Raw genomic sequence first — 25,979 nt, forward strand, 5'->3', positions numbered from 1 at the left:
AAAATACACTATACTTCTTAAAAGAAGCCCTTTATACCATAGCAACAGACTAATTTAAATTGGATGAATAATGGACGAAATAGTAAATGATGAGCAATTAAACAAATGGTTTTCAACCTATGGGGTGATTACTGCGGAACGAATATTGGGAAAGCTGAATATTACTTTGCCTCATGATGAATTATTAAGCGCTATTAAAAGCCCATTTAGTTTTTATCATTCATTGTTGCGCATACCTTTAAAAAACGTATTGAATGGGATCGTCTTGCAGCAGGCTAATGACTATCATTTATACGTACAAAAATTATTTATAGATTACCTTTTGTCCGGTGAAAGCAGCAAAAGCGAAGATTCTCAGGGGGCATCGACGCGGGAATCTATGGAGAATGAGCGTGCCCAGCTTGTTATTCTGGGTGAGAATTTTCACAAACTGCAATTAAAGCAAAATGAAGTCATTGCAAAAAGCCAACAGTTTTTACGTACCATTGCATCAGCATGGAAAAATGCATTTGAATCGTCACTTTCCGCGGTAAGCACTACTTTGAAGAACAAGGGGTTTGAAAATAAGAAGAGTCAGGTCAGACAAGGAATGAATCAGGCATTAATTTTCTGCGACTACGTCAAAGCAGAATCTATGGGTAATCAGTACCTTTTTGTGGAAGAGTTTAATAAAGAGCTGAATATTCCTCTTACCGAGGAGTTAAAAGATAAACTCATCGGTAATATGGATGAGATGCTGAAGATCATCATAGCTTTTGATGATGAAGTTCGGCCTTTGGTTGAAGAAACCGACGAAATGGCGGAGCAGGCCAGAGCATTCCGAACCCAGTTTTATGATACTATTCTGCGCGTCAATGAATTAATTCAGCTACTGCCTGATTATAAAGTTAATCCGGAACAAGACGCTATCAACCGTGAGCCCTTATATTTTGACAGAACACTGGGCGAGGCGTGAACGTAGTACGGCCTCGTCAGATTTAAAACAGCCCTGACGTGGCATGGTACCGTAGCCCGGTCTGCTTGCAGGCGGGAATTGTTCACACCCAACATGAATTTATATTAGCCACAACCCCATATTTTCATGTATAATAATGCACTTTTAACGTTAACCATGTCGGAGTGCATTATGTCAAAAGAATTAACCCTGTCTATTATTAAGCCAGATGCTGTAGCAAAATCTGTTATAGGTCAAATCTATTCACGTTTTGAAAATGCCGGTTTAAATATTGTTGCTGCAAAAATGGCTCAGTTGTCACGTACTCAGGCAGAAGATTTTTATGATATCCACAGGGCTCGTCCTTTCTTCAACGATCTGGTTGAGTTTATGATTTCTGGTCCTGTTATGATCCAGGTATTAAAAGGCGACAATGCTGTTGCAAAAAACAGAGACATCATGGGTGCTACTAATCCAAAAGAGGCTGCTCCTGGTACTATTCGTGCTGATTTTGCTGACAGTATCGATGCCAATGCCGTACACGGTTCTGACAGTGCCGAGAATGCTGCTCGTGAAATTGCATTCTTCTTTGAACCTCATGAAGTATGTGACAGATAAGATCAGTTTTGGAGTTAAAATGACCGGTCAAAAAGTAAATTTATTGAATTACACCTATCAACAATTGCGTGAATTGCTTGCTCAATGGGATGAAAAGCCTTTTAGAGCCCAGCAATTAATTCAATGGATTCATCAGGCCGGTTTAACTGATTTTGAGCAAATGACTAACATCGGGAAAGCTTTGAGAGAAAAGCTGTCCCGCTTGTCTTTTATCGGGTTACCTGAAATTGTAACCTGCCAGAAATCGAATGATGGAACCCACAAATGGTTACTGAAACTCGATTGCGGTAATTGCATTGAAACAGTATTCATTCCTGAAGCTAACCGTGGAACCCTTTGTGTTTCCTCTCAGGTTGGCTGTGCGCTGAATTGTTCTTTCTGTTCTACCGCGAAGCAAGGATTTAATCGTAATTTAAGCACAGCGGAAATAATCGGACAGGTATGGTTGGCTGTCAGAGAATTATCTCAGTCTCAGGGAACACATGATCAGCGTGTCACGAATGTAGTCATGATGGGCATGGGTGAGCCTTTGCTGAACTTTGATAATGTCGTTTCTGCCATGAACCTTATGATGGATGATTTTGCTTATGGCCTGTCAAAGCGTCGTGTTACTTTAAGCACCTCAGGTGTATTGCCTGATTTGGAGCGTTTAAGGGAAGAAAGCCCGGTCGCTTTAGCGGTTTCGCTTCACGCCCCGAATGATGCTTTAAGAAATGAACTGGTACCCATTAACAAAAAATATCCACTGGCGCAACTAATGGCTTTATGCAAACGATATTTCAAAGATGAACCAAGACGAAAAGTGACATTTGAGTATGTAATGCTAAAAGGCGTTAATGATCAACCAGAACATGCGGCACAACTGGTTAAATTGCTTAAAGATGTCCCATCAAAAGTAAATTTAATCCCGTTTAATCCCTTTCCAATGACACAATACGAACGCTCATCCCAAGCCGCTATTGATGCATTCAGAGATCATCTTATTAAACATGGAATCAATACGATTACACGAAAAACACGTGGTGACGATATTGATGCCGCCTGCGGACAGTTAGCAGGCGAAGTGAAGGATAGGACAAGCCGCTCCCAGCGATGGCAAAAACTTCATTTTATCCCTAAAAACAACTCATCAAACGAAATTATTAGCTCTGCAGACTAATTAGTTGAGAAATGAGATCACAAATCATTTTTAATTTGCCAGTAAGTGGTTATAATGCGGAATCATTTCTAACATATAAGTGGTTATCGTGCTAAGGTCTTTACGAGTCACATTTTTGATTGCTTTCTTGCTGATAGCCGGATGCCAGCACGCAGAAAATAAGGAAGAAGATACTGGTAACAAGAAAACAGACCTGAGCAAGGCTGCAAGTTATAATGTACAGCTGGGATTAGGGTATCTAAAACAAGGTGACCGGCCGAGAGCTAAAAGAAAATTACTGACTGCTATGGAGCAGGAACCAGAGTCAGCGGATGTGAATGCCGCTATGGCTTATTATTTTGAACAGACCAGTGAACTGGAAGAAGCAAAGAAATATTACGTGAAGGCTATAGCATTGTCTGGTAGTTCAGGTGCCCAGCTCAATAACTATGGTACTTTCTTGTGCAGGCAGGGTGATTATAAAAAGGCGGAAAGCTATTTCTTAAAAGCAGTAAAGGATGTGAAATACGTCCATACTTCCGGGGCCTACGAAAATGCGGGATTGTGCGCACTTGAAGTTCCTGATATTGAAAAGGCCAGGCTTTATTTTAATAATGCGCTGAATCAGGATCCGTCACGCAGAGTGTCATTATATGAGTTAGCCAAACTGGAAAGTAAAGCGGGTAATGATGAAAAAGCCTTGCTGTTGGTTCAGCAACATCCTGATTTAGTGTTAAATGACCGAATATTTTTATCTTTTGCGAAGAGTCTTGCTGAGAAAAATGGAAATCAGACTCTGGCCGCAGAATATGAAAGCAGCCTCAAAAAAATGGAGCCAACTACTGATATTAGTGGAGTAAATAATGAATACAATAGCCACAATGGATGATACATATAATTCCGAAATTGATAACCCAGGTTCGCAACTGGCAAATTTACGTCAACAAAAAGGGTACAGTATAGAATACGTTGCCAGTAAGTTGCATTTGAGAGCGCGTATCATAGAACTGATTGAGTCTGGTGATTTTAACTCATTACCAGAACCCGTATTTGTTAAAGGGTATTTGCGCGCCTATTCAAAACTTCTTGGTGTATCACCAGATCCCTTTTTAGCTGTATTTAATGATCAGTATACTGTAGAGAAAAAGCCGGAAAGAGCCTTATGGCAAAGTAAGCGTGAATCGCACAAAGCTGAATATGTAATAAGAATGGTGACCATATTGTTTGCCGTTGGTGTTTTAGTAGCTGTAGGTATCTGGTGGCAAAAAAATAAAGACGCACAACCGGCATATAATGCTAATGAGAAAATATCCGAGTTGTCGTTAAATGACGCACCTTCAGAACTTAAATTAACAGATTTGTCTAAAATGCAATCCCTGTTAACCCCTAATGCGCAAATGACGCCTTTGGAGAAAAAAGGTGTCTGAACGAATTCAAGCAATACGTGGGATGAATGACATTTTGCCAGACCAAACAGCGGTCTGGCGCTTCATAGAGCAGGTATTCACTGACTGTCTTTCACGTTATGGATATCAGGAAATTCGTTTTCCGATTATAGAAAATACACAACTCTTTAAAAGAACTATTGGTGAAGTGACTGATATTGTTGAAAAAGAGATGTATACCTTTAGTGATTTAAACGGTGATAGCCTGACTCTGCGGCCAGAAGGTACTGCAGGATGCGTACGTGCCTGTCTGGAACACGGCTTGCTTTACAATCAGCAACAAAAATTATGGTACATGGGCCCTATGTTTCGCCACGAACGCCCACAAAAAGGGCGCTACAGGCAATTCACGCAATTTGGAGTAGAAGCCTTTGGTGTTTCTGGCCCAATTATGGAAGTTGAACTCATTGCTATTTGCCATCGCATGTGGAAGCAATTAGGATTTGCCGAGTCTGTCCAATTAGAGATTAATACTCTGGGTGAATTAAGTGAACGGCAAAATTACCGAGCTACGTTAGTAAATTACTTCAAAGAACATTTTGATCTGTTGGATGAAGACAGCAAGCGCCGTTTAGAGCGAAATCCGCTAAGAATTCTCGATAGCAAAAATCCTGAATTAAAAGCGCTGATAGCTAATGCTCCCAAGTTGATGGATGCATTGGGTGAACAAAGCCGCGCACATTTTCAAGCATTTTGTGAGGGCCTTGACGCATTAAATATACCTTATAAAATTAATCCGGTATTGGTCAGAGGTTTGGATTATTACGGTCATACGGTATTTGAATGGGTAACGGACAAGCTTGGAAGCCAGGCTACTGTTTGTGCCGGGGGCCGTTATGATATATTAGTTGAGCAGCTTGGCGGTAATCCAACGCCTGCTGCAGGTTTTGCTCTGGGTATAGAACGCATTGTTCTGTTAATGGAAACCCTGGAATTAGCGCAACAAAAGAAAAACAATAAGTCGTTGTTTCTTATTGCTACCAGTAATGCAGCCCTGATTAAAGGGATTCTGCTGGCAGAGTCAATCCGCAATCACGATCCTGAAATTGAAATAATGACGAATACTTCAGGTGGATCATTTAAAAGCCAATTTAAAAAAGCAGATAAAAGTGGGGCGCGTCTGGCCTTGATTTTGGGTGATGATGAAATTGAAAATGACAAGGTCAGCATTAAGGATTTACGAATTGAGGCAGAGCAAACTACAATAGAGCAGCAAAACGTAAATCAATTTTTAAAGGATTTTTATAAGCATTCATAGTGCTGTTGTTACTTTTGCCAAAAGACTCAGTGTACAACAGATTTTTGCGTAAGGCGGGAGAGTATAATGTCAGTTTATATGACGGAAGAAGAACAATTAGAGAACATTAAAAAATGGTGGGGACGCTATGGAAATATAGTAACCATAATTTTTTCACTGATTCTTCTTTGTATCGCAGGTTATAGGTACATGCATTGGCATCAGGATAAACTGACGCAACAAGCATCTATGACTTATGAAAACATGATGGTTGCTTTTTCGCATCAAAATATTAAAGCCGTAAGATCTTATGCTAATGAGTTGATTAAAGATTACGGGAATACCGTTTATGCTGACGTTGCTCATATGACCCTCGCTAAAATTTATGTTTCTAAAAACAAGCTGGATCAGGCAAAAAGCGAGTTACAGAGTGTAGCAGCCAAAAGCAACATGACTGCGCTGAAACAGATAGCGAAAATCCGGATTGCCAGGTTATTGGCCGCAGAAAAATCGTACACCAATGCTTTAAAAGAGCTGAGTTCTGTTGATGACGAAGCGTATTTACCTGTTATTAACGAATTGAAAGGTGATATTTACGGTGCTACAGGTCAATATGAACAAGCTATTACCTCATATAGACTGGCAATTAATGAAGTAAAAAATAATGGTATGGGCAATTTGTTTTTAGAAATGAAAACAAATGAGCTGGCGCTGAAAAGTCAATCCATGATTTCTGATGATAAAAAAGCGCAGGCTGCTTAATTTATTAATATAAGGCTAAAGTTTTATGAAAGTTAAAATATTGGTTTTGTTGATGTCTGTCTTGTTGCAGGGATGTAATACAGTTGATGATTATATGCTAGGCAAAGATAATACACCGAAACCTAAAGATCTTAAAGAAATAGAATCAAAGGTTAAGGTATCCCAAAATTGGTCTGCTCCTGTTGGACGGGCTCATAAGGGCAAAGATTACTTAAAACTTAAACCGGTCATTCGTGGCGATATGATTTATACAGCGGATGCCAGTGGATTAATTCAGGCAGTTAAAAAAAGTGATGGCCAAATTAAATGGTCTACCCAACTTGCGCATGGCATTTTAAGCGGGCCTACTGTAGCGGATGGTTTTATAGTGGTCAGCACTAATTCATCGACCATAGCCTTGTTGAATCAGGCCGATGGCAAAGAGTTGTGGCAGACAAAAGTATCTGGAGAGGTTCTGTCTCCACCCGCTTTATCTCATCAGAAAGTAATAGCAAAAACCATAGATGGCAAAGTATTTGCCTTTGATGCAGTTACGGGCAAGCAGCTTTGGTTTGCAGAGCATGGTTCTCCCAGCCTGGTTTTAAAAGCCAGTTCTTCTCCGATTATCGTTGATAATCTGGTTCTGATTGGATTTTCTGACGGAAAACTGGATGCATATGAGATACAAACAGGTCAGCTGATTTGGCAAAGAAGTATCGCATACGCTACGGGAGCCAGTGATGTAGAGCGTTTGGTTGATATAGATTCAGATCCTATTGTAAAAGATAAAGTTGCTTATTTGGCGAGTTATCAGGGTTATATAGGTGCTTTATCATTAACTGATGGACAGTTTCTTTGGAGAAAGCCAGGTTCCGTTTATAAAAATATGGTCTTAAGCAATAATACGCTTTACGTTACTGACAGCAATGACGTTGTCTGGTCTTTGGACAAGCGCACAGGTAATGTGAATTGGAAGCAAACTGCATTGAAAGCAAGAGGGCTTACTGAGCCGGTACTTTTGGGAGAGGATGTTGTTGTCGGCGATAAAACAGGATATCTGCATTTCATAGAAGCGCAAACAGGTGAATTACTCGCTCGAGCCCAGTTACCTGGCAGTGTCAGCGTATCACCAACTGTAACAGGCCGGACTCTGTTTGTGTTAACCGACAATGGAATGCTTAATCAACTGTCTGTGAGCTAATAATGATTCCAGTAATAGCGCTTGTTGGGCGTCCGAATGTGGGTAAATCAACTCTGTTTAACAGATTGACTAAAACTCAGGACGCTTTGGTCGCTGATTTTCCTGGCCTTACCCGTGATAGACAGTATGGACATGCTGATTTTAACGGCAGGCCATATATCGTAGTCGATACCGGTGGTATAGGTGTTGATGATATTGCTGTAGACAGTTTGATGTCAAAGCAATCAGCAATCGCATTAAATGAGGCTGATGCAGTACTGTTTCTGGTTGATGGGCGCTCTGGCTTAACAGGAATTGACGAAAACATTGCTGATAATTTAAGAAAATTAAACAAGCGTATCCATCTGGTGGTTAATAAAACGGAAGGGCTGGATGATGATATTGCCTGTTCTGATTTCCAGTCTCTGGGGCTTACAGATGTTCATTCTATATCTGCGTCACATGGCAGCGGCATCAGCTCTCTGTTGGAAACTATATTATCACCATTTATAAGCGAAGAGAGTGAAACGCTGGATCATGATAATACAATTAAAATAGCTTTTGCAGGACGGCCTAATGTAGGTAAATCCACTTTAATTAACAGAATTTTAGGCGAAGAGCGGGTTGTTGTATATGACATGCCAGGGACGACTCGTGACAGTATTTCTATTCCCTTCGAGCGTGATGAGCAAAAATATGTTTTGATTGATACTGCTGGGGTGCGTAGAAAGTCCCGTATTGATGAGAAAATTGAAAAATTTTCTGTTATCAAAACATTACAGGCAATAAAAGAATCTAATGTGTGTCTCCAGTTGCTGGATGCCCGAGAGGGAATTACAGATCAGGATATGAATTTGCTCGGCTTTATTATTGAGTCTGGTAAAGCGCTGGTTATCGCTGTGAATAAATGGGATGGCCTGGATGAAGATCATAGGGAACGTGTAAAAGATGAGTTATCAAGACGATTACACTTTGCCAGTTTTGCCAAAATCAGGTTTATTTCAGCTTTGCACGGCAGTGGCGTTGGCGGTTTATTTAAAGATATTAATGAGGCCTATGCGTCCGCAACCCAGTCGTTTTCAACTCCCAGGTTAACTCGTCTGTTGCAGGATATAAGTACAAAACATACACCTCCCTGTGTGAGTGGACGCAGAATCAAGTTACGTTATGCTCACATAGGTGGCCATAACCCTCCAGTAATTGTTATCCATGGTAATCAGCTGGATTCACTGCCAGACAGCTACAAACGCTATTTGAATAATGAATTTATAAAGCATTTGGAGTTGGTTGGTACCCCGTTGAAACTGGAATTTCGAGGTGGAGCTAATCCATTTGCCGAGAAAAAGAATAAATTATCCCAGCGTCAGGTTAATAAGAAAAGAAGGCTGATGAAACGGGTGAAGTCTAAAAAGAAAGACAAATAATACTGACTCGTAGCCGCTAACCCTTCCCCATCTACGTCGTCCTGAGCGCGTCTTTTTGCGCGAAGGATCTCCTGAAAACGGCATGGTGCCAGTATTGGGAGATCCTTCGCGCAAAAAGACGCGCTCAGGACGACGTAGCTCAGGACAACGTGGATCTGACGACGTGTTGTGGCACTTGCTAAGACCCTAAACTCTCAATGTCAATACATCGCAGGATGCATGGTTCACTGTGGCATGTGCTGTACTGCCGAGGAGTGATTGAATGCCACTGGAGGAACGGCTGCCTATAATAATGAGTTGGCAATTTAAATCTTTGGCTTTGAATAATATATGTTCCTTCACTGAACCTATTTCTACAAACTGACGTTCGGCCGGTACGTTAAGCTCCTCTCCAATCAAAGATAATACAGTCTGCGCATCATCCTTGGCTGGATTCGCTAACTCGGTAAAACCAAGTCCCTGGGCTAACTGGAAACTGGCTGGAAGCTCAATCACATGCAGGAGATATAATTTAGCGTTAAACTGTTTGGCAATTTCAGCCGCTTTGGTCGCCAGATGAGTATGTTCATTAAGCAAGTCGGTAGCAAATAAAATATTATTATACATTTTGGCTCACCTTAAAGTTCTTGATCCTTAATCTCTCTACAACCGAGACCGATTCTTGTATTCACTATTTATCAGGTAAAATATTAATTTTGTTAACGAAACACTTGGTTTCACCACTCCAGGGCATGGTATATGCGTCACAATGGTAGCTAATGATCACGTGTTTATTGTTTTGCATTGCGAATTCGGCCTGTTTCACCAAATCGGATTTAAATTGCCCTAAAGTAAAATGAAACGCTCTGCCACTGACGCCACTGGCATTTTCAAGACCGCCCAGAATAATTTCACCTTCATAAGTACCCCAAAAGTTGCCTTCTTTAGCCACTTTAACGATGATTCCGGACTTTTGTCCTTGCTGAACCGTCCAGCAGCCTGTCAATAAGCTGATTGAGGTCAGGATAAGTGCAGAAAAAAATATTTTTTTCATGATCTTCCATAAATTAAGTAAAAATTATTATTCATGACATTTATCCATATCTACAATGAATTAAGATAAATGATATTCCTTATGATTAAAGATAGTCTGTTTTGCAGCAAGTTGAAAGTCATTTGCAATAATGTCAATAAAACTGAAAAGGTTACTCTATTAGTTTATTGCTATCAAAATACTATATTGGGATTGATTTCCAATAAAGGCTTAAGGACAAAATCCCTGGAGGCAAAATAAGGGTGGGGAATGGTTAAAGTATTGGTGCGTATCGTTCTCTCGCCATAAAAAATAATATCTATGTCGAGTGTTCTTGGACCCCAGGCTTTTTTCCTGATGCGGCAATGTCTGGACTCAATTTTATGGCACCATTTCAGCAATAAAACCGGATTTAACGCTGTTTTAATTTCAACCGCAGCATTACAAAAATCTTGTTGCGTCTGTAGTCCCCAGGCTTTAGTCCAATAAAGTGATGAAATCCTGCTGACTGAAGTGGAAGGCAGGGTTCTAATCAGTTTAATCGCCTGACGAATCTGGCGTTCAGGTGATTTTTGATTAGAGCCCAGGCTTAAATAACAAAGGTTCATTGAGCTGCTTTAGGTTTTCGCCTGCGTCTGGGCTTTGACGGCGTTGGTGGTGTCAAATCAGCGACCATTTTAGCCTGTTCCGTTTCATCTACATCCTGAAACGTTGTCCACCATTGTGCTAGTTCCATAGACTCATCACCGGCCAAAGCTCTTAAGGCCATAAAGTCGAAGGCAGCTCTGAATCTGGGGTGTTGTAATAGATTAAATGCTCTTCCACCGGCTCTTTTAGAAAATCGATATTGCAAGAGCCATATTTCTCTAATGACCTGAGTGTATCGTTTGGGTATGGAAATGGCCTTATTTTGTTCAGCAATGACCAGGGACATAGCCTTTTCTATAGCAGGGAGAGGATCTAATCCCGTTGATTGCAGCTTTTTAGAGCACTCAATCATGGGGAACCATAATAAAACGGCGAACAGAAAAGCAGGCGTTACAGGCTTGTTGTCACGAATCCGCGTGTCTGTATTTTCCAATGCGATGCCTAATAAGGCATTAACCGGATATTGGCTTGATAACAGTGATGCAGTCTGAGCGCAAAGATGCTCAAATAAACCATACTGGATAAGAAGTTTTTGAACAGTTTCAGCCTCACCACATTGATAAAGCTTCGTCATTTCATCAAATAAGCGCGAATTGGATACATGAGTAATGAGATGGCTTATTTGCGGGAAGGGCGCTTCTGTTTCTGGCGCTAATTTAAAATGTAACTTGGCACTGAAACGAATGGCACGAAGCATACGGACAGGATCTTCCTTATATCGGGTAACCGGGTCACCGATCATCCGAATTAATTTCTGCTGTACGTCTTTCACTCCACCAGTGAAGTCTATTATAGAAGAGTCATCAATATTGTAATATAAAGAATTTACTGTGAAATCGCGGCGCCAGGCATCTTCATCAAGAGAGCCATACACATTGTCACGCACTAACATGCCGCGTTCGTTCGTTTGCTGGCTTGCATCAACAGCATCATGCCCACGGAAAGTAGCAACCTCTATAATTTCTCGGTGAAACAGTATATGTACCAACTTAAAGCGACGTCCGATGATACGGCCGTTCCTGAACAGGTTTTTGATTTCATTAGGTGTTGCGTTAGTCGCAACATCAAAATCCTTCGGTGCTTTATGAAGTAATAAATCCCTGACACTGCCGCCAACAAGGTAAGCCTGAAAGCCATTGCTGATCAGACGGTTAAGAACCTTTAAGGCATTATGACTAATATCTGATTTAGATATAGTATGTTTCGTTCTGGGAATGATATAAGCTGAGTCAACAAGAGGTTTATGAGCCCTGTTTCTTTTCAACAGCTTTTTGATAAATTTGATGATTGCTAATTCTCACTTGAATGGTTACACAGAAATAATTATAACGAAGCAAATCAATAAAGTGAATCATTTACCTTTACAAATATTTTAGAGAGAATACCTGGCTATGTTGACATTCCTGGCCTTTTGGTCAAAATGAGCAGATTTTCTGCGCTGTATATGCCGTTGCAGCGTTAGAAACAACCCTAACTTAAATTTTTAAGAGACAAAACATGGAATTTGTGAATATAGGCTTGAGTTTGGTCGCACTGGTTATCCTGGAAATAGTTTTGGGAATAGACAATTTAGTGATCTTGTCTATTTTGACTGAAAAGCTGCCTGCCGAAAAACGTAAAAAAGCACGGCGCTGGGGACTGACTTTCGCCTGGATGACGCGTTTGATTCTATTGGCATCTGCAGTATATATGGTACAGCTGGTCAAGCCCTTAATTTCTATCGGTACCTTAACGCTTTCGGCCAGAGATATTTTCCTGTTATTGGGTGGTGCCTTTTTGATATGGAAGTCAACTGATGAAATTCATCAGGATGTCACTAAAGAACCCATAGTTGATCCTGTTTCAAAAAAAGTGTACTCAGCTGCAACATTCAGAGGCGTTGTAATTCAAGTCGCCTTACTGGATATCATCTTTTCTCTCGATAGCGTTTTAACTGCCGTGGGTTTAACATCAATTTTCTGGGTAATGGCTCTGGCAATTACCATAGCAATCATTATTATGATTTATGCGAGTGAACCGGTTAGTGACTTTATTATCAAACACCCGACAATAAAAATGTTAGCACTGAGCTACCTGATTTTGATCGGTACAGTTCTGGTTGCTGATGGCTTATCCTTCCATATTCCCAGAGGCTATTTGTATTTTGCAATGGGCTTTTCCCTGGCGGTGGAATCTTTAAATTTAATAAAGAAATCACGTACGAAACTCAAAAAGAACAAATAGGAACAGTATGTTACTCATTAAAGCATTTCACATTATTGCACTGGTTGCCTGGTTCGCCGGGATTTTTTATTTACCACGCCTTTTTGTTTATCATGCAGATGCTAATGATCCAATCAGTATTGCGCGTTTTAAAATCATGGAAAGAAGACTGTATTATGGGATTACCTGGCCTGCGTCACTATTAACAACACTATTAGGTATATTGCTGTTGAGCTTCAACTTGCCTTATTACATGAAAGCCGGATGGATGCATGCCAAATTAAGCCTGGTTATATTGCTATGGATTTATCATTTCGCCTGCGGGCATTATCTGAAATTGTTTGCGGCAGATAAAAATCTGAAAAAACCACGCTTTTTCCGGATTTTTAATGAAATACCTACGCTATTACTTATTGGTATTGTACTGTTGGTAGTGGTAAAACCTTTTTGAGGCCTCGATTTCCCGCATTACGGCTTCGCCTAATACGGGCTATACGATACTGCCATTAATTAAAAAAAACCGAGCCGCGACCGTGAGGAAGCGGAACAGTTATACTGGTACGTATCTGCTTTCCTGCACCTTGGATAGGTCGAGCTATACCTTGTTACGTGCTTCAACAAAAATTCCGCTCCCTCACGGTCGCGGCTCGGTTTTCTTAACTTTCATAAAAATGGAAGCAAACTTGAAGTTTGTGTTCGTAAAAATCATTTTCGTGGGGATGCATCAGCTCAGGATGACGTGCATCCAAGAGAGGTGATTTATTCCATTTCAACCATATCAAAATCTTCTTTACCGGCGCCACAGTCGGGACAGAACCAGTTTTCAGGTACATCTGCCCATAATGTTCCTGGCTCAATGCCATCTTCCGGCCATCCCTCTGCTTCATCATAGATAAATCCACAGATGACACATATGAACTTCTTATATTCTTGCATAATCAAAACTCTACAATTAAAAAAAGATAATTTATCGAGTGCGGACAGTATTGTAAAGATAAACCGTTTCTTTTTGCCAATTTTTAAAAATAAATGTACTATTAAAGGTTGGAAATTGATATTTTAACGCATTAATTGCATTTGTAATTCTATAGCTGTGGATTTTATATGACTCGTTCATCAGATTTGTTTCATCATGCTCAATCGGTTATTCCAGGCGGTGTTAACTCACCAGTAAGGGCTTTTAAAGGGGTTGGCGGCGAGCCTTTGTTTTTTAAGCAAGGTAAGGGTGCTTATCTGGTCGATGAAGATAATAATCAGTATATTGATTATGTTGGTTCATGGGGGCCTTTGATTTTAGGACATTGTTACCCAACTGTGATTGCTGCAGTAAGTCAAGTACTCAATAGCGGCATGAGTTTCGGTGCACCAACTGAATTGGAAATATTATTGGCAGAAAAAATAATATCGCTGGTACCCTCCATAGAAAAAGTACGTATGGTCAACTCAGGTACTGAAGCGACTATGACTGCAATTCGGTTGGCTCGTGGCTATACGAAACGAAATAAATTCATCAAATTTAACGGCTGTTATCATGGCCATAGTGACAGTTTGCTTGTTAAAGCGGGTTCAGGCCTTTTGACTCTGGGTATACCTTCAACCCCTGGCATACCAGCCAGTATTACCGAACATACCCTGACTGCTGATTTTAATGATTTGGATCAAGTGGAACAATTGTTTAAAAAATATCCCGATGATATTGCCACGGTTATCCTTGAACCTATTGCAGGTAATATGGGCTTTGTTTTGCCGAAGCCTGATTTTCTTAAAGGATTGCGTGAGCTTTGTGACCGATACAAGGCTTTATTAATTTTTGACGAGGTAATGACCGGATTTCGTGTCGCTTTGGGTGGAGCACAAAGCCTTTATAATGTTCAACCTGATATTACTACTTTAGGCAAGGTTATTGGTGGTGGTATGCCGGTAGGTGCTTTAGGTGGCCGTGCCGAGATTATGTCTTTTCTGGCACCGGAAGGGCCAGTTTATCAGGCGGGTACTCTTTCAGGAAATCCTCTGGCTATGGCCGCAGGGTTGGCTACCTTGAGTGAAATAGAAAAACCGGACTTTTTTAACAATCTGAGTAAAACAACCCATAATCTGATTGAGGGTCTGTCCCAGGTTGCAGAATCGTTACATGTTCCTCTTTTCAAAGCATCAAGGGGGGGAATGTTCGGGTTTTGTTTTACGGACAAAGAGCAGATAAATGATTATGCCGATGTCGCTTCTTCTGACGAAATATTATTTAAAAAATTCTTTCATGGAATGTTGGATAATGGTATATATCTCGCTCCGTCCATGTATGAGGCTGGGTTTGTTTCCGCTGCGCATGGTGCTGCAGAAATAGCAAAAACACAAGAAGCCGCAGAAAAAGTACTTACACAAATTATTAACACTAGACAGTAGTTTTTCCTCATGTCATATTGAAGAAGAACTCAGCTAGCAAAGGAAGGCATATTATGTCGATATTGGGTAGCAAAAGAGGACTATGGAATACAATGCCGCAAGGAACTATCGCTTTATTTTTCATTCAAGTGGTTTCTACACTAAGTTTTAGCGTTCTTTATTCAACCCTCGTTTTGTATATGAAAGGCAAACTGGGGTTGCCAGTAAGTACTGCAAACAGCATTATGGGTGTTTTTATTGCGTTTAATTTTGCGCTTCATCTTCTGGGTGGATTCTGGGGTGGGCGTCTGCTGTCTAATCGCTCATTATTTTGTGTAGGAATGGTTGCTCAGGTTGTTGGATGTATTCTCTTATCTGTGGGTGGTGTTCAGTACTTGTATTATGGTTTGGCTGCATTTCTAACCGGATCTGGTTTGAATGTTACCTGCCTTAACTGCATGTTAACCCAGCGCTTTGCTCCTGATGATACGCGCCGTGAAACCGCTTTCCTGTGGAACTATGCGGGAATGAATATAGGCTTTTTCATAGGGTTTAGTTTAAGTGGCGTATTTCAGATATCACAAAACTATCAACGTTTGTTCCTCCTCAGTAGTTTAGGAAATTTAATCGCTTTACTTATTTGCCTTTATTGTTGGCACCAATTGGCGGACAGGGATACTACCTATTCACGCAAAGCGAAACAAGAACAGAAAAAGGCCACAGGTCTGGGGATAGGGTTAATTTTGTTGCTTCCTCTCTTGCTAAGCCAAATGCTGCAATATGCCGACTGGGCTAATAAGCTGGTAATAGTTACTGGTATAGCAATGCTGGCCCTGATTATCTATATCGCTCATCAACAGTCCACAAAACAGGCAAAAGATAAAATCCTGGCTTTCGCGGTATTAATGATTGTTGGAACGATTTTCTGGATGCTTTATCAGATAGGCCCTATGGGGTTAACCGTTTTTATTGATCATAATGTACAAAGAGAATATGCCAACTGGATTATTCCTCCACAATGGTTCCAGAATATAAATACTGTCGCTATTGTTATAGGTGGTCCACTTCTGGGGGTATTGTTCCACCGTCTGCGAGCCAAAGGTGTCAGTATTAACATACCTAGCCAGTTTGCCTTGGCTTTGTTCTTTATTGGAGTCGCTTTTGCGATATTACCAATAGGAATTGCTTATGCCAATTCACAAGGTATGGTGAATCCTGGATGGATAGTGGCCTGCTTTATATTGCAAAGCATAGGTGAACTACTCATATCTCCAATAGGCTATGCCATGATTGGAGCGCTGGCGCCCGCATCTCTTCAGGGTGTTATGATGGGGATGTGGATGTTAAATACTGGAGTAGGGGCTACTTTATCCAGTTACAGCTCTAATTTAATGATAGTAGATCAGCAAAGTAACTCACCATTACTGACGAATAGCGGTTACAGCCACGTCTTTTTAATGTTGGGTTTATTTGCGATAGCCTCTTCATTTGTGCTTTTGGTCCTGATTCCTAAATTAAGGAAACTAATCCAGGAAAAAAAGTATGACAGTGCTAACGACGCAGATATGTTAGTGGCTAATGGTACGAGTAACCCTGTTTGAGTAATCTGTTTGAACCTATAGTAACGGCAAACCTGGATTGGTCTTCAGGTTTGCCGTTTTCGCTTCAGTTTAATGATATTTATCATGCCTCAGAAAGTGCTATAGAACAGAGCCGTTATGTGTTCATTGACGGCAATAACCTGATTCGCCGTTGGCAAGAGCTTCCTCAAAATGATCCTGGTATTTTTACTATTGCCGAAACTGGTTTTGGAACGGGGCTCAATTTTCTTCTTACCTGGCTGTTGTGGGAAGAGTACGCACCAGAAAGTGCCTGTTTGCATTACTTTAGCTGTGAAAAGCACCCCTTAAAACTTGCGGATTTAATACGCTGTCTGAACAATTGGCCTGAGTTGAGTTTTTATGCACAGCAATTAATTGACAGGTATCCCATCTTAACCCCTGGACACCACCAGATTTCATTTGCCAATGGTAGAATAAAGCTAACTCTCATGCTCGGGGACGCATTGGAATGCTTTGAACAATTTTTAATTTGTGGTGATTCGTCTCTTGAAGACAAATTAAGGGCTGGTTTCATCGATGCCTGGTATCTGGACGGTTTTGCACCCAAAAGAAATGAACACATGTGGTCTGAAGAGCTAATTTCTATAATTGCCTTACTCTCTAAAGAGCAGACCACCTTGGCTACGTACACTGCAGCTGCTCCTGTAAAGGCACGATTAAGGGCGCGTGGCTTTGTTCTTGAAAAGAAAAAGGGGTTTGGTCCCAAGCGCCATATGCTTTGTGCGCATTTTAAAAAAAGCGCCGGCATACACTTAAAAAAACGCGCAACACCCTGGCATAGCGCAATACCGATAAGAGCAGACAGAAAAGCTGCAATTATAGTCGGTGCAGGATTGGCTGGTTGTTTTACTGCTAACTCTTTGGCAAAGCGCGGCTGGACAGTGACTCTTATTGATGAATTGCAGCAAGCCGGATGCAGCGGTTCAGCAAATCAACAGGCTGTACTGTTTCCCAAACTTTCAGCTTATAAATCGCCATTGACTCAATTTATGCTTACCGCATTTCTTTTCGCATCAGGTTATTACAGAGAACTTTTACAGCAATTTGATATAGGGCGATTAAACGGTTCATTATTGTTAGCCCATAATCAAAAGGAAGAAATGGCTCAACAGAGTTTAGTAGACTGGTTGTCTTGTTATCCTGAACTGGGTGTGTTGGTTGATAAAAATGAGGCATCAGATTTATCGGGCGTTAAGCTGGATAAATCGGGTTTGTATATTCCATTGTCCGGATGGTTAAATTCCCCTGATTTATGCAGGGTATTGATTGATAAGGAGCGCATTTCTCTGGTAGCCAATACACCTGTTGATTCCATTTTTTATAATGGGGCGGAATGGGAAGTGAATGATAAAAAGGCACCAGTACTGATACTGGCTAATGGTAACAAGGTGCATCATTTTAAAGAAACGGAGTATTTGCCGGTTAAGTCTATCCGTGGTCAGATGAGTTCAATTCCTGCTACCGCACACAGCTCACAATTAAAAATACCCCTTTGCGCTGATGGTCATGTTCTTCCTGAAAAGGATGGGAGGCATCGTTTTGGTGCAACTTATGATCTGGGAAATGCTGGTGCAGATATTAAAGCGGAAGATGATTGGGCAAATCATTCGAAACTGGTACAAATGACTGATGCTCCCTTATGGTCTGATCGCTTATTGGAGAGCTGGGCTGGCGTCAGGGCAACCACACCGGATTACTTGCCTTTGGTAGGTCCGGTAGCTAAAGCAGGAGAGTTTATGATGGCATATTCGGGATTACGCAGTAATGCCAAAAGATGGATCCCTGGAATAGCCCCTTACTACCCGGGTTTATATGTATGTGCCGGCTTTGGTTCAAGGGGGTTAACAACAACACCCTTATGTGGCGAATGGTTAGCATCACTCATAAGTGGTGAGCAGTCCTGCCTGCCCCGTAATTTGATTCAAGCTTTATCCCCAGCCCGCTTTTTGCGTAAAAAGATAGTCAAGGGAATGGAATAAGCATGTGGAGTTCAAAAAATACTGGCACGAACTGTAGCCCGGTTGCTCGCAACCGGGATCGAAGCGGCAGTGAAGTTTAATATAAGCCCAAGAAATCCCAGCTCAAAAGTCCTGAGCAAGAAACCCCTTAACCTAAGCCTGTCTTTTAGGGAAACCTGCATCCATGCGGTCGATGTGCGCGTCCCTGCGCACAACGCCCTAAAAGACAGGCTTAGGTCAAGGTGTTTCCGAGAGATTGTGCCAGTGTGGTAGTGACTCTGATTGTGCGTGTAGCCCGGTCTGCTTGCAGCCGGTCTACGCGTCACTTTGAGTTCTTGATTAATTTAAATTTCAGTCTTAACTTTGTCTGATTATCAGTTATAATCCCATCTTTTCGTGGGTGATAATCTAGTGGATAGTATTGAGTTCTTTCAGGTCGATGCGTTTACAGATAAAGTATTTCATGGAAATCCAGCAGCTGTTTGTTTACTTGATGACTGGTTGAATGATGAATTAATGCAGGCAATAGCGGCTGAAAATAATTTATCAGAAACCGCTTTCATCATCGAAGATCATAACGGCTTTCATATACGCTGGTTTACTCCAAACGGTGAAATAAACCTGTGTGGTCATGCCACTTTAGCCGCAGGCTTTGTTTTATTTGAATTGGAAAAATGCAGCGGTGACAAGGTTAATTTTCACAGTTTAAGCGGGCAGCTTTCTGTTTTAAAAGAGAAAGATCGCTATACCCTTGATTTTCCCAAATTGAACTATACTGAATCTGAGAATAAAAGCAGTATTAGCAGTCTTTTAGATCAGCCAGTTGTTGAAGTATATGATTCCGAACTGGATTATCTGGTGCTTCTGGCTAATGAATCCCAGGTATTAAATGCACAAATCGATCTGAAACAATTAGTAAAATTGCCCAAAAGAGGGCTGATCATTACCTCATCATGCAATGATGCTGATTTTTATTCCCGTTGTTTTTATCCTAAATACAATATTTTTGAAGATCCGGTTACAGGATCGGCTCATTGTGTTTTAACGCCATTTTGGGCGGATCGATTAAATAAAAGTACTTTACGTTCTGTTCAGGGATCTCAGCGAAAAGGGGAACTGTTTTGCGAGATTAGTGCAGACCGTGTATTTATCTCGGGACATTGCCGCTGGTATCTGAAAGGGCACCTGGTGATTTAAAAAATGAATTGAGAAGCATTCACCATTAGAGCATAATAATAACCCTTAAGGGTCAAAGGAGTAATACGGAATGACCAATTCAATGGGAAAAGTTTTTAAAGACGCAATAAAGGAAAACAAGCCATTACAGGTTTTGGGTACTATTAATGCCTACTCTGCCATGCTGGCAGAATCCGCCGGTTGTAAAGCCATTTATTTATCCGGAGCGGGGGTTGCCAATGCCTCTCACGGATTACCTGACCTGGGAATGACTAATCTGTCTGAAGTACTCGAAGACGCACGTCGAATTACTGGAGCAAGCTCTTTACCGCTTTTGGTCGATATAGATACTGGCTGGGGACACGCTTTTAACATAGCCAGAACGATAAAGCTTATGGAACGGGCAAATGTTGCTGCGGTTCATATTGAAGATCAGGTTCTTGCAAAGCGTTGTGGCCACAGGCCTAACAAAGCCATAGTTTCCATGACAGAAATGGGAGACAGGATTAAAGCGGCAGTTGATGCACGAACGGATCCTGATTTTGTAATCATGGCCAGAACTGATGCCTATGCGGTTGATGGAATGGAAGCAGCGATTGAAAGGGCCTTGCTTTGTGTGGAACTGGGTGCGGATATGATTTTTCCTGAAGCTATGACTACTCTGGATGAATACAGGCTTTTTACTCAGAAGATACATGTTCCTGTTTTAGCGAATATTACCGAGTTTGGAAAAACACCATTATTTACTCGTGAGGAATTGGCCAGCGCTGGAATTTCTCTGATTTTATATCCTTTAAGTGCCTTTAGGGCAATGTCAAAAGCAGCATTAAATACTTATCAGGCGATTGTTCAGCAAGGCACACAGCAATCTATGGTGTCACAGATGCAAACGCGCAATGAGTTGTATGAAACGCTTGGCTATCACGAATACGAACAGAAACTGGACCAACTAATGGAGGAAGAAAATGAGCAGTAAAAGTGGAGGTTTAGCCGGGGTTGTTGCTGGACAATCAGCAATAGCTACTGTTGGATTGGCTGGTAAAGGTTTGAATTACAGAGGTTATTCCATTGATGATTTAGCTGCTCATGCCAGTTTTGAAGAAGTTGCTTATTTATTACATTATGGAACGCTGCCAACCCAAAATGAGCTTAGCGCGTATACTAAAAAATTGATGGGACTCAGGAACCTGCCTGATGCTTTGAAAACAGTGTTAAAGCTTATTCCTAAAAATACACACCCAATGGATGTATTAAGAACGGGTTGTTCCTTTTTGGGGAATATTGAACCTGAAGAGAATTTCTCTCAGCAATATGAAATTGCAGATCGCTTACTCGCTGTATTTCCAGGCATGATGTGTTATTGGTATGCTTACCATTTCCAGAATAAGGAAATAACAGGCCTTACTGATGAGCCAACCATTGGTGGTCATTTCCTGGAACTGTTACATGGCCGCAAACCAACCAAGCTTGAAGTGGACATGATGAATGTTTCACTGATTTTATATGCAGAACATGAATTTAATGCATCAACCTTTGCTGCCAGAGTCACAGCCGCTACTTTATCTGATTTTTATTCAGCCATTACCAGTGCTATTGGCACATTACGCGGACCTTTACATGGCGGTGCCAACGAAGCGGCAATGCAGTTGATTGAACGCTTTAAAACTCCTGATGAAGCGGAAGCTGGTTTGAAGAAAATGCTTGCTGAAAAAGCGCTGATCATGGGCTTTGGACACAGGGTATATACTACTTGTGATCCTCGTTCTGACATTATCAAGCAATGGTCATTCCGATTGGGTGAAGATAAAGGTGATTTGCTTTTATATCATATTTCAGAGCGTATTGAGGAAGTCATGTGGGCGGAAAAGAAACTATTCCCCAACCTTGATTTTTACAGTGCATCTGCATATCACTATTGTGGCATACCTACTGAGCTCTTTACGCCCATTTTTGTTATGTCCCGGATCACTGGCTGGTCGGCACATGTATTTGAACAAAGGGCAAATAATAAGTTAATCAGACCAACATCAGAATATATTGGGCCTGATTCAAGAGCATTTCCTGCAATAGAGACAAGAGGTTAAAATGAGTCATTACGTTGAAGACAATATTAAACCTGATTACGATCAGGTTATAGCGGACATCGCAGATTATGTATTAAACAAGAAAATTGATAGTGCTCTGGCTTATGAAACAGCACGTCTGTGTCTAATGGATACTTTAGGATGTGGCTTGTTAGCGCTGAATTTTCCTGAATGCACCAAATTAATGGGGCCAATAGTTCCTGGCGCCAACCTGACTGGCGGTGCTCGAGTTCCTGGTACTGGCTATGAACTGGATCCAGTGCAGGCTGCCTTTAATATTGGCGCGATGATTCGTTGGCTTGATTTCAATGACACCTGGCTTGCTGCTGAATGGGGTCATCCATCAGATAACCTTGGTGCTATATTGGCTGTTGCTGACTATTTATGCAGAGACAATTGCCGAAATGGACGTGCGCCAATTCTGATGCAAGATGTGTTGACTGCAATGATTAAAGCTCATGAAATTCAAGGTTGTCTGGCATTGGAAAACAGCTTTAACCGAGTGGGTCTGGATCATGTATTTTTAGTTAAAGTAGCCAGTGCTGCAGTTGCGGCGCAGTTATTTGGAGCTGATCGCGACATGATGTTAAGAACCTTGTCACAGGTTTTTGTCGATGGCCAGAGCTTACGTACTTACAGACATGCACCTAACGCGGGTTCAAGAAAATCATGGGCCGCAGGGGATGCTACATCGCGAGCTGTTCGTCTGGCTTTGATTGCCAAAGCGGGTGAAATGGGTTATCCAAGCGCATTAACTGTTCCAACCTGGGGCTTTTATGATGTGTTATTTGGTAAAAAACCGTTCAAATTCCAACGCCCTTATGGCAGCTATGTTATGGAAAATGTGCTGTTTAAACTTTCTTATCCTGCTGAGTTTCATGCCCAGACTGCTGTTGAATGTGCTGTCAAATTACATCCTCTGGTTCAGAGCCGGTTTAATGACATTGCGACAATAGAACTGGTTACTCATGAGTCTGCGATACGTATTATCAGTAAGCAGGGAGCCTTGCATAATCCTGCTGATCGCGATCATTGTCTGCAGTACATGGTGGCTATAGGATTGCTGTTTGGTGATTTAAAAGCAGAACATTATGAAAATGATGTGGCTGAGGATCCGCGAATAGATGAGTTACGCGCCAAAATGCAAGTTACGGAAAATGAGCGTTTCTCACGTGAATACCATGATCCGGAAAAGCGTTCTATTGCGAATAGCATGAAGCTGGTCTTTAAGGACGGGACGGAAAGCGAGCTGATTACTATTGAATATCCGATAGGGCATAAGCGTCGCCGTGAAGAGGGTATTCCTGTCCTGATGTCCAAGTTTAAACATAATCTCAGCACACGTTTACCTGCGGAACGCGTTGAAAAGATTATGGTTGCTATGAATGATACGAATACTCTGTCGGCTATGAAAGTAGATGATTTCATGGCTTTGTGGGTGGTTTAATCGTTCAGGAGTCGCTTCTATACTTCGATCCCGTATTACGGCTGGTGCTTCATCATGTTAAGAAAACCGAGCCGCGACCGTAAGGGAGCGGAACAGTTCGATGTACTCTGTTGCAGATTGTAGCCCGTATTAGCGATAGCGTAATACGGGAATGCAGTACTTCGATCCCGTATTACGGCTGACGCCTAATACGGGCTACGATCTGTGAAAAGCGGTGGATTTTCGATAACTTAACACGGGTACTACGCTAAATTTTCCTTTGCAATCCTGATATTGCTAGTATCTTGGTAGCAATTTCTTCAATAGAATATTTGGTAGAATTGATATAAGGTATTTTTTCTTTTTGATACATTGCTTCTACTTCAGTTACCTCAAGACGGCATTGTTCGGCGGAAGCATATTTGGAATTGGGTCTGCGCTCTGTCCTGATTTGTTGTAAGCGCTGGGTATCTATGGTTAAACCAAATAATTTGTGCTTATAAGGCCGTAATACGTCCGGCAAATGGAAGCCAATCAAATCATCTTCGGTAAAAGGATAATTTGCTGCCAATATGCCGTATTGCAGTGCCATATACAAACAACTGGGCGTTTTACCGCATCGGGATACACCGATTAAAATAATATCTGCCTTATCGTAACCTCGTGTTTTAACACCATCATCATGAGACAGGGCAAAATCAACGGCTTCAATTCGGTGAGTATACGACTTATCATTAGGAACACCATGGGTCCGGCCAACAGTATAGGATGATTTTTCATTAAGCTCATTTTCCAATGGACCAATAAATGTACTGAACAAATCAAAAACACAGGCATTGGCTTTTTTAAAATAATTTCTTATTTCAGGATTAACCAGAGTCATAAATACTAATGGTTTAATGCCTGACTCATGAAATGATTCATTAATTGTGTGTATTACATCTCCGGCTTTTTCAACGGAATCAATATAAGGTATCGTCAATTTTATAAATTCGATATTCTCAAACTGGGTGATGAGGCTGTTGCCTAAAGTTTCTGCTGTGATGCCTGTACCATCTGAAAGCATAAATACATGACGCTTCATTATAGTCCTTATAATATACTGATGATCAATGTTACGAAGTATACCCAAGATATTTGGGAATGCTACTTTTAATCCGTCGTTGTACTTATTTAACTTCATCTGCTATCTTAAAAATAGAAGAAATTTATTAGGTATTGTCGTTCGCATACCTGTACAATTAAATTCGTTAAATCAATTGCTTAATCGCTTTCAATGAGAATCGGATGAGGTGAATAAACTATGGAACAAGACAGATATAGCGCTAATCACAAGCTATATATAGTGGGAATTATTTCTCTGATACTTTCAATAGGATTATTCTTTTTCAGTATGTTTATACTGCCTTTTCTGATATGGAACCTTCATTACGATGTCCCTGATTTTATAAGCCATATGATTATCTATTTCCAGAATAAAATGAACTATAGTTTGCCAGCGAGCAAATTCCTGTCCTGGCTTATCTTTTTCGTTCCCTGTTTAATTGCTGGCTATATTTCATATTATATTTCGAATTATATCGATGATCAGATCCTGGGCATTAAAACAGAAGAAGAAATTGAGGAAGAAAAGCAAAGCGCAATCCTGGTACATAAGGAAATAAGAGCATCGATAGGACTGGCCGCTAAAATCTTTTTACTGATGATTTTGATAGTATGTATCATCCTACTATTACATCAATTAGTGCAAAACATATAACGATGATACGGGAGTGTTCATGTTAAATATGAATCGTTGGAAAATAAACAGAATTACAAAGAAAGTTAAAGCCATGCAGGCTAATCGGGTTAATAACCAGCCTGGTGATGAGATGATCAAAAAGGAAGTTCTTTATTATTTTGAATTGGCTAAGTTATTTAAAAAAATGAAGAATAGCAAAAAGTTTCCTTATGCAGAACTAATGATCATTGAATGCTACCGTGCAGCAGCAGGGCTTGAAGATGCTGAGGCGCATTATCAGTTGGGACAAATGTTTATTGAAGAAGCCAAATACCGTCAAAACCTGCAAAATGAAGGGATATTTAATAGCCAGGCAAATCTCAAGCGTTGTCATCAATTAAATGAAGAAGCCCATGCCCATCTTCAGGCAGCAGAGAAACTGGGGCATATCGCTGCTAAAAGATTGCGGGGACTTTGCCTGATCAATGGTTGGGGTATGGATATTGATAAAAATGGCGGGTTTGAACTGGTGGTTGAAAGTATTGAGCAAGAGGGAAGCTGGGATAAAATCCCGCAGATATTTGCAGCAATGGGATTAAACAAGCCAGAATTCTTTTCTGCAATCATGCAGCGGCGCAAGTAGGTTAAAATCCTGGATATGGACAACCTCAAAAAGCTTAGCCTGACCACGTAGGTCACTGTCATTAAGTTAAGCACTACTCCACCGTCCCGCGGCTTGTCCGCGGTATCCAGTGATTTAAGTTCGAAGTGAGATTCCTGGATCCCGCGGACAAGCCGCGGGACGGCGGAATTCATTAACTTAACGAGTTCGGGATAAGCGATTGTTAAATATATAAAAAACTGTAGCCTATTTTAAATAAACCCCTCTTAATTTAATTCTAACTCTTGCCAAATTCCTTTTTCTTCTTTAAAGTGGTTTGTTCTCAACAGCCTTTCAAAGGTGTGAGACTTTTATGTCTAACAATAAGGATGTTTTTATGAATAAAAAATTAAGTGTGATCGCTCTGTCTCTTT

26 protein-coding genes are annotated in these 25,979 nt (G+C 41.0%); 20 read left to right on the plus strand and 6 right to left on the minus strand.

What is annotated here, in order from left to right:
- The first annotated feature begins 70 nt into the window (after positions 1–70).
- The 9 genes from B094_RS0112980 to der all read left to right on the plus strand — a co-directional run bounded on the left by B094_RS0112980 (position 71) and on the right by der (position 8,717).
- Entirely contained in the window at positions 71–955 is an 885-nt protein-coding gene (locus tag B094_RS0112980) for a hypothetical protein (protein ID WP_018578245.1), read from the plus strand.
- Positions 956–1,126: 171 nt separating this feature from the next.
- Entirely contained in the window at positions 1,127–1,552 is a 426-nt protein-coding gene (ndk, locus tag B094_RS0112985; protein ID WP_018578246.1) for a nucleoside-diphosphate kinase, read from the plus strand.
- Positions 1,553–1,571: 19 nt separating this feature from the next.
- The gene (rlmN, locus tag B094_RS0112990; protein WP_018578247.1) at positions 1,572–2,711 is read left to right on the plus strand and encodes a dual-specificity RNA methyltransferase RlmN; all 1,140 of its coding nucleotides are present in this window, start codon (positions 1,572–1,574) and stop codon (positions 2,709–2,711) included.
- Positions 2,712–2,799: 88 nt separating this feature from the next.
- Positions 2,800–3,579, plus strand: coding sequence for a type IV pilus biogenesis/stability protein PilW (pilW, locus tag B094_RS0112995; protein ID WP_026254025.1), 780 nt, complete (start codon positions 2,800–2,802; stop codon positions 3,577–3,579).
- The gene (locus tag B094_RS0113000) at positions 3,554–4,117 is read left to right on the plus strand and encodes a helix-turn-helix domain-containing protein (protein ID WP_018578249.1); all 564 of its coding nucleotides are present in this window, start codon (positions 3,554–3,556) and stop codon (positions 4,115–4,117) included. The genes pilW and B094_RS0113000 overlap by 26 nt, the downstream gene beginning before the upstream one ends.
- Positions 4,118–4,139: 22 nt before the next feature.
- Positions 4,140–5,393 (plus strand): histidine--tRNA ligase, encoded by a 1,254-nt coding sequence (hisS, locus tag B094_RS0113005; protein ID WP_237762257.1) that lies wholly within the window; start codon positions 4,140–4,142, stop codon positions 5,391–5,393.
- Between the two features lie 66 nt (positions 5,394–5,459).
- Positions 5,460–6,134, plus strand: coding sequence for a YfgM family protein (locus B094_RS0113010; protein WP_018578251.1), 675 nt, complete (start codon positions 5,460–5,462; stop codon positions 6,132–6,134).
- A gap of 25 nt (positions 6,135–6,159) precedes the next feature.
- Positions 6,160–7,314, plus strand: a complete 1,155-nt coding sequence (bamB, locus tag B094_RS0113015) for an outer membrane protein assembly factor BamB (RefSeq protein ID WP_018578252.1) — start codon at positions 6,160–6,162, stop codon at positions 7,312–7,314.
- A gap of 2 nt (positions 7,315–7,316) precedes the next feature.
- A complete protein-coding gene (gene der, locus B094_RS0113020; protein WP_018578253.1) occupies positions 7,317–8,717 on the plus strand; it encodes a ribosome biogenesis GTPase Der in 1,401 nt (466 codons plus the stop codon).
- Between the two features lie 186 nt (positions 8,718–8,903).
- Here der and B094_RS0113025 read toward each other — a convergent pair whose 3' ends face one another.
- The 4 genes from B094_RS0113025 to pcnB form a co-directional block, all read right to left on the minus strand.
- Positions 8,904–9,323 (minus strand): universal stress protein, encoded by a 420-nt coding sequence (locus tag B094_RS0113025; protein ID WP_018578254.1) that lies wholly within the window; start codon positions 9,321–9,323, stop codon positions 8,904–8,906.
- 64 nt (positions 9,324–9,387) lie between these two features.
- Positions 9,388–9,750, minus strand: coding sequence for a hypothetical protein (locus B094_RS0113030; RefSeq protein WP_018578255.1), 363 nt, complete (start codon positions 9,748–9,750; stop codon positions 9,388–9,390).
- A gap of 173 nt (positions 9,751–9,923) precedes the next feature.
- On the minus strand, positions 9,924–10,337 hold the full coding sequence (gene folK, locus B094_RS0113035; RefSeq protein WP_018578256.1) for a 2-amino-4-hydroxy-6-hydroxymethyldihydropteridine diphosphokinase: 414 nt from the start codon (positions 10,335–10,337) through the stop codon (positions 9,924–9,926).
- Positions 10,334–11,644, minus strand: coding sequence for a polynucleotide adenylyltransferase PcnB (pcnB, locus tag B094_RS0113040; RefSeq protein WP_051078220.1), 1,311 nt, complete (start codon positions 11,642–11,644; stop codon positions 10,334–10,336). Before pcnB ends, folK begins: the two co-directional genes overlap by 4 nt.
- 230 nt (positions 11,645–11,874) lie before the next feature.
- Here pcnB and B094_RS0113045 point away from each other — a divergent pair, with 230 nt between their 5' ends.
- Entirely contained in the window at positions 11,875–12,600 is a 726-nt protein-coding gene (locus tag B094_RS0113045; protein ID WP_018578258.1) for a TerC family protein, read from the plus strand.
- Between the two features lie 7 nt (positions 12,601–12,607).
- Positions 12,608–13,030 (plus strand): protoporphyrinogen oxidase HemJ, encoded by a 423-nt coding sequence (gene hemJ, locus B094_RS0113050; protein ID WP_018578259.1) that lies wholly within the window; start codon positions 12,608–12,610, stop codon positions 13,028–13,030.
- A 308-nt stretch (positions 13,031–13,338) separates the two neighbouring features.
- On the opposite strand, the gene B094_RS0113055 is transcribed toward hemJ, so the two are convergent.
- The gene (locus B094_RS0113055; protein ID WP_018578260.1) at positions 13,339–13,515 is read right to left on the minus strand and encodes a rubredoxin; all 177 of its coding nucleotides are present in this window, start codon (positions 13,513–13,515) and stop codon (positions 13,339–13,341) included.
- A 168-nt stretch (positions 13,516–13,683) separates the two neighbouring features.
- Here B094_RS0113055 and hemL point away from each other — a divergent pair, with 168 nt between their 5' ends.
- From hemL to B094_RS0113090, 7 genes are all read left to right on the plus strand, one after another.
- The gene (gene hemL / locus B094_RS0113060; protein ID WP_018578261.1) at positions 13,684–14,979 is read left to right on the plus strand and encodes a glutamate-1-semialdehyde 2,1-aminomutase; all 1,296 of its coding nucleotides are present in this window, start codon (positions 13,684–13,686) and stop codon (positions 14,977–14,979) included.
- Positions 14,980–15,032: 53 nt separating this feature from the next.
- Entirely contained in the window at positions 15,033–16,559 is a 1,527-nt protein-coding gene (locus B094_RS16260; protein WP_040524316.1) for a peptide MFS transporter, read from the plus strand.
- Complete coding sequence (gene mnmC / locus B094_RS0113070; RefSeq protein WP_018578263.1) at positions 16,556–18,559, plus strand: bifunctional tRNA (5-methylaminomethyl-2-thiouridine)(34)-methyltransferase MnmC2/FAD-dependent 5-carboxymethylaminomethyl-2-thiouridine(34) oxidoreductase MnmC1; 2,004 nt, start codon at positions 16,556–16,558, stop codon at positions 18,557–18,559. Before B094_RS16260 ends, mnmC begins: the two co-directional genes overlap by 4 nt.
- A gap of 390 nt (positions 18,560–18,949) precedes the next feature.
- Positions 18,950–19,735 (plus strand): PhzF family phenazine biosynthesis protein, encoded by a 786-nt coding sequence (locus tag B094_RS0113075; protein WP_018578264.1) that lies wholly within the window; start codon positions 18,950–18,952, stop codon positions 19,733–19,735.
- A gap of 70 nt (positions 19,736–19,805) precedes the next feature.
- Entirely contained in the window at positions 19,806–20,690 is an 885-nt protein-coding gene (prpB, locus tag B094_RS0113080; protein ID WP_018578265.1) for a methylisocitrate lyase, read from the plus strand.
- On the plus strand, positions 20,680–21,798 hold the full coding sequence (prpC, locus tag B094_RS0113085) for a bifunctional 2-methylcitrate synthase/citrate synthase (RefSeq protein ID WP_018578266.1): 1,119 nt from the start codon (positions 20,680–20,682) through the stop codon (positions 21,796–21,798). The genes prpB and prpC overlap by 11 nt, the downstream gene beginning before the upstream one ends.
- Before the next feature lies 1 nt (position 21,799).
- Positions 21,800–23,245: a bifunctional 2-methylcitrate dehydratase/aconitate hydratase gene (locus tag B094_RS0113090; protein WP_018578267.1), complete on the plus strand. Its 1,446-nt coding sequence runs from the start codon at positions 21,800–21,802 to the stop codon at positions 23,243–23,245.
- Between the two features lie 247 nt (positions 23,246–23,492).
- Here B094_RS0113090 and ppsR read toward each other — a convergent pair whose 3' ends face one another.
- Positions 23,493–24,308 carry a posphoenolpyruvate synthetase regulatory kinase/phosphorylase PpsR gene (gene ppsR / locus B094_RS0113095; RefSeq protein WP_018578268.1) on the minus strand — a complete coding sequence of 272 codons (816 nt, stop codon included), beginning with the start codon at positions 24,306–24,308 and terminating at the stop codon, positions 23,493–23,495.
- A 219-nt stretch (positions 24,309–24,527) separates the two neighbouring features.
- Here ppsR and B094_RS0113100 point away from each other — a divergent pair, with 219 nt between their 5' ends.
- A complete protein-coding gene (locus B094_RS0113100) occupies positions 24,528–24,983 on the plus strand; it encodes a hypothetical protein (protein ID WP_018578269.1) in 456 nt (151 codons plus the stop codon).
- A 19-nt stretch (positions 24,984–25,002) separates the two neighbouring features.
- On the plus strand, positions 25,003–25,587 hold the full coding sequence (locus B094_RS0113105; protein WP_018578270.1) for an SEL1-like repeat protein: 585 nt from the start codon (positions 25,003–25,005) through the stop codon (positions 25,585–25,587).
- Positions 25,588–25,979 lie beyond the last annotated feature (392 nt).

This window comes from Legionella shakespearei DSM 23087 (assembly GCF_000373765.1).
Classification (GTDB): Bacteria; Pseudomonadota; Gammaproteobacteria; order Legionellales; family Legionellaceae; genus Legionella; species Legionella shakespearei.

Coding starts and splice junctions, on each gene's coding strand:
- B094_RS0112980 (WP_018578245.1), top strand. CDS start 71: ATGGACGAAATAGTAAATGATGAGCAATTAAACAAATGGTTTTCAACC.
- ndk (WP_018578246.1), top strand. CDS start 1,127: ATGTCAAAAGAATTAACCCTGTCTATTATTAAGCCAGATGCTGTAGCA.
- rlmN (WP_018578247.1), top strand. CDS start 1,572: ATGACCGGTCAAAAAGTAAATTTATTGAATTACACCTATCAACAATTG.
- B094_RS0113000 (WP_018578249.1), top strand. CDS start 3,554: ATGAATACAATAGCCACAATGGATGATACATATAATTCCGAAATTGAT.
- hisS (WP_237762257.1), top strand. CDS start 4,140: ATGAATGACATTTTGCCAGACCAAACAGCGGTCTGGCGCTTCATAGAG.
- B094_RS0113010 (WP_018578251.1), top strand. CDS start 5,460: ATGTCAGTTTATATGACGGAAGAAGAACAATTAGAGAACATTAAAAAA.
- bamB (WP_018578252.1), top strand. CDS start 6,160: ATGAAAGTTAAAATATTGGTTTTGTTGATGTCTGTCTTGTTGCAGGGA.
- der (WP_018578253.1), top strand. CDS start 7,317: ATGATTCCAGTAATAGCGCTTGTTGGGCGTCCGAATGTGGGTAAATCA.
- B094_RS0113025 (WP_018578254.1), bottom strand. CDS start 9,323: ATGTATAATAATATTTTATTTGCTACCGACTTGCTTAATGAACATACT.
- B094_RS0113030 (WP_018578255.1), bottom strand. CDS start 9,750: ATGAAAAAAATATTTTTTTCTGCACTTATCCTGACCTCAATCAGCTTA.
- folK (WP_018578256.1), bottom strand. CDS start 10,337: ATGAACCTTTGTTATTTAAGCCTGGGCTCTAATCAAAAATCACCTGAA.
- B094_RS0113045 (WP_018578258.1), top strand. CDS start 11,875: ATGGAATTTGTGAATATAGGCTTGAGTTTGGTCGCACTGGTTATCCTG.
- hemJ (WP_018578259.1), top strand. CDS start 12,608: ATGTTACTCATTAAAGCATTTCACATTATTGCACTGGTTGCCTGGTTC.
- B094_RS0113055 (WP_018578260.1), bottom strand. CDS start 13,515: ATGCAAGAATATAAGAAGTTCATATGTGTCATCTGTGGATTTATCTAT.
- hemL (WP_018578261.1), top strand. CDS start 13,684: ATGACTCGTTCATCAGATTTGTTTCATCATGCTCAATCGGTTATTCCA.
- B094_RS16260 (WP_040524316.1), top strand. CDS start 15,033: ATGTCGATATTGGGTAGCAAAAGAGGACTATGGAATACAATGCCGCAA.
- prpB (WP_018578265.1), top strand. CDS start 19,806: ATGACCAATTCAATGGGAAAAGTTTTTAAAGACGCAATAAAGGAAAAC.
- prpC (WP_018578266.1), top strand. CDS start 20,680: ATGAGCAGTAAAAGTGGAGGTTTAGCCGGGGTTGTTGCTGGACAATCA.
- B094_RS0113090 (WP_018578267.1), top strand. CDS start 21,800: ATGAGTCATTACGTTGAAGACAATATTAAACCTGATTACGATCAGGTT.
- ppsR (WP_018578268.1), bottom strand. CDS start 24,308: ATGAAGCGTCATGTATTTATGCTTTCAGATGGTACAGGCATCACAGCA.
- B094_RS0113100 (WP_018578269.1), top strand. CDS start 24,528: ATGGAACAAGACAGATATAGCGCTAATCACAAGCTATATATAGTGGGA.
- B094_RS0113105 (WP_018578270.1), top strand. CDS start 25,003: ATGTTAAATATGAATCGTTGGAAAATAAACAGAATTACAAAGAAAGTT.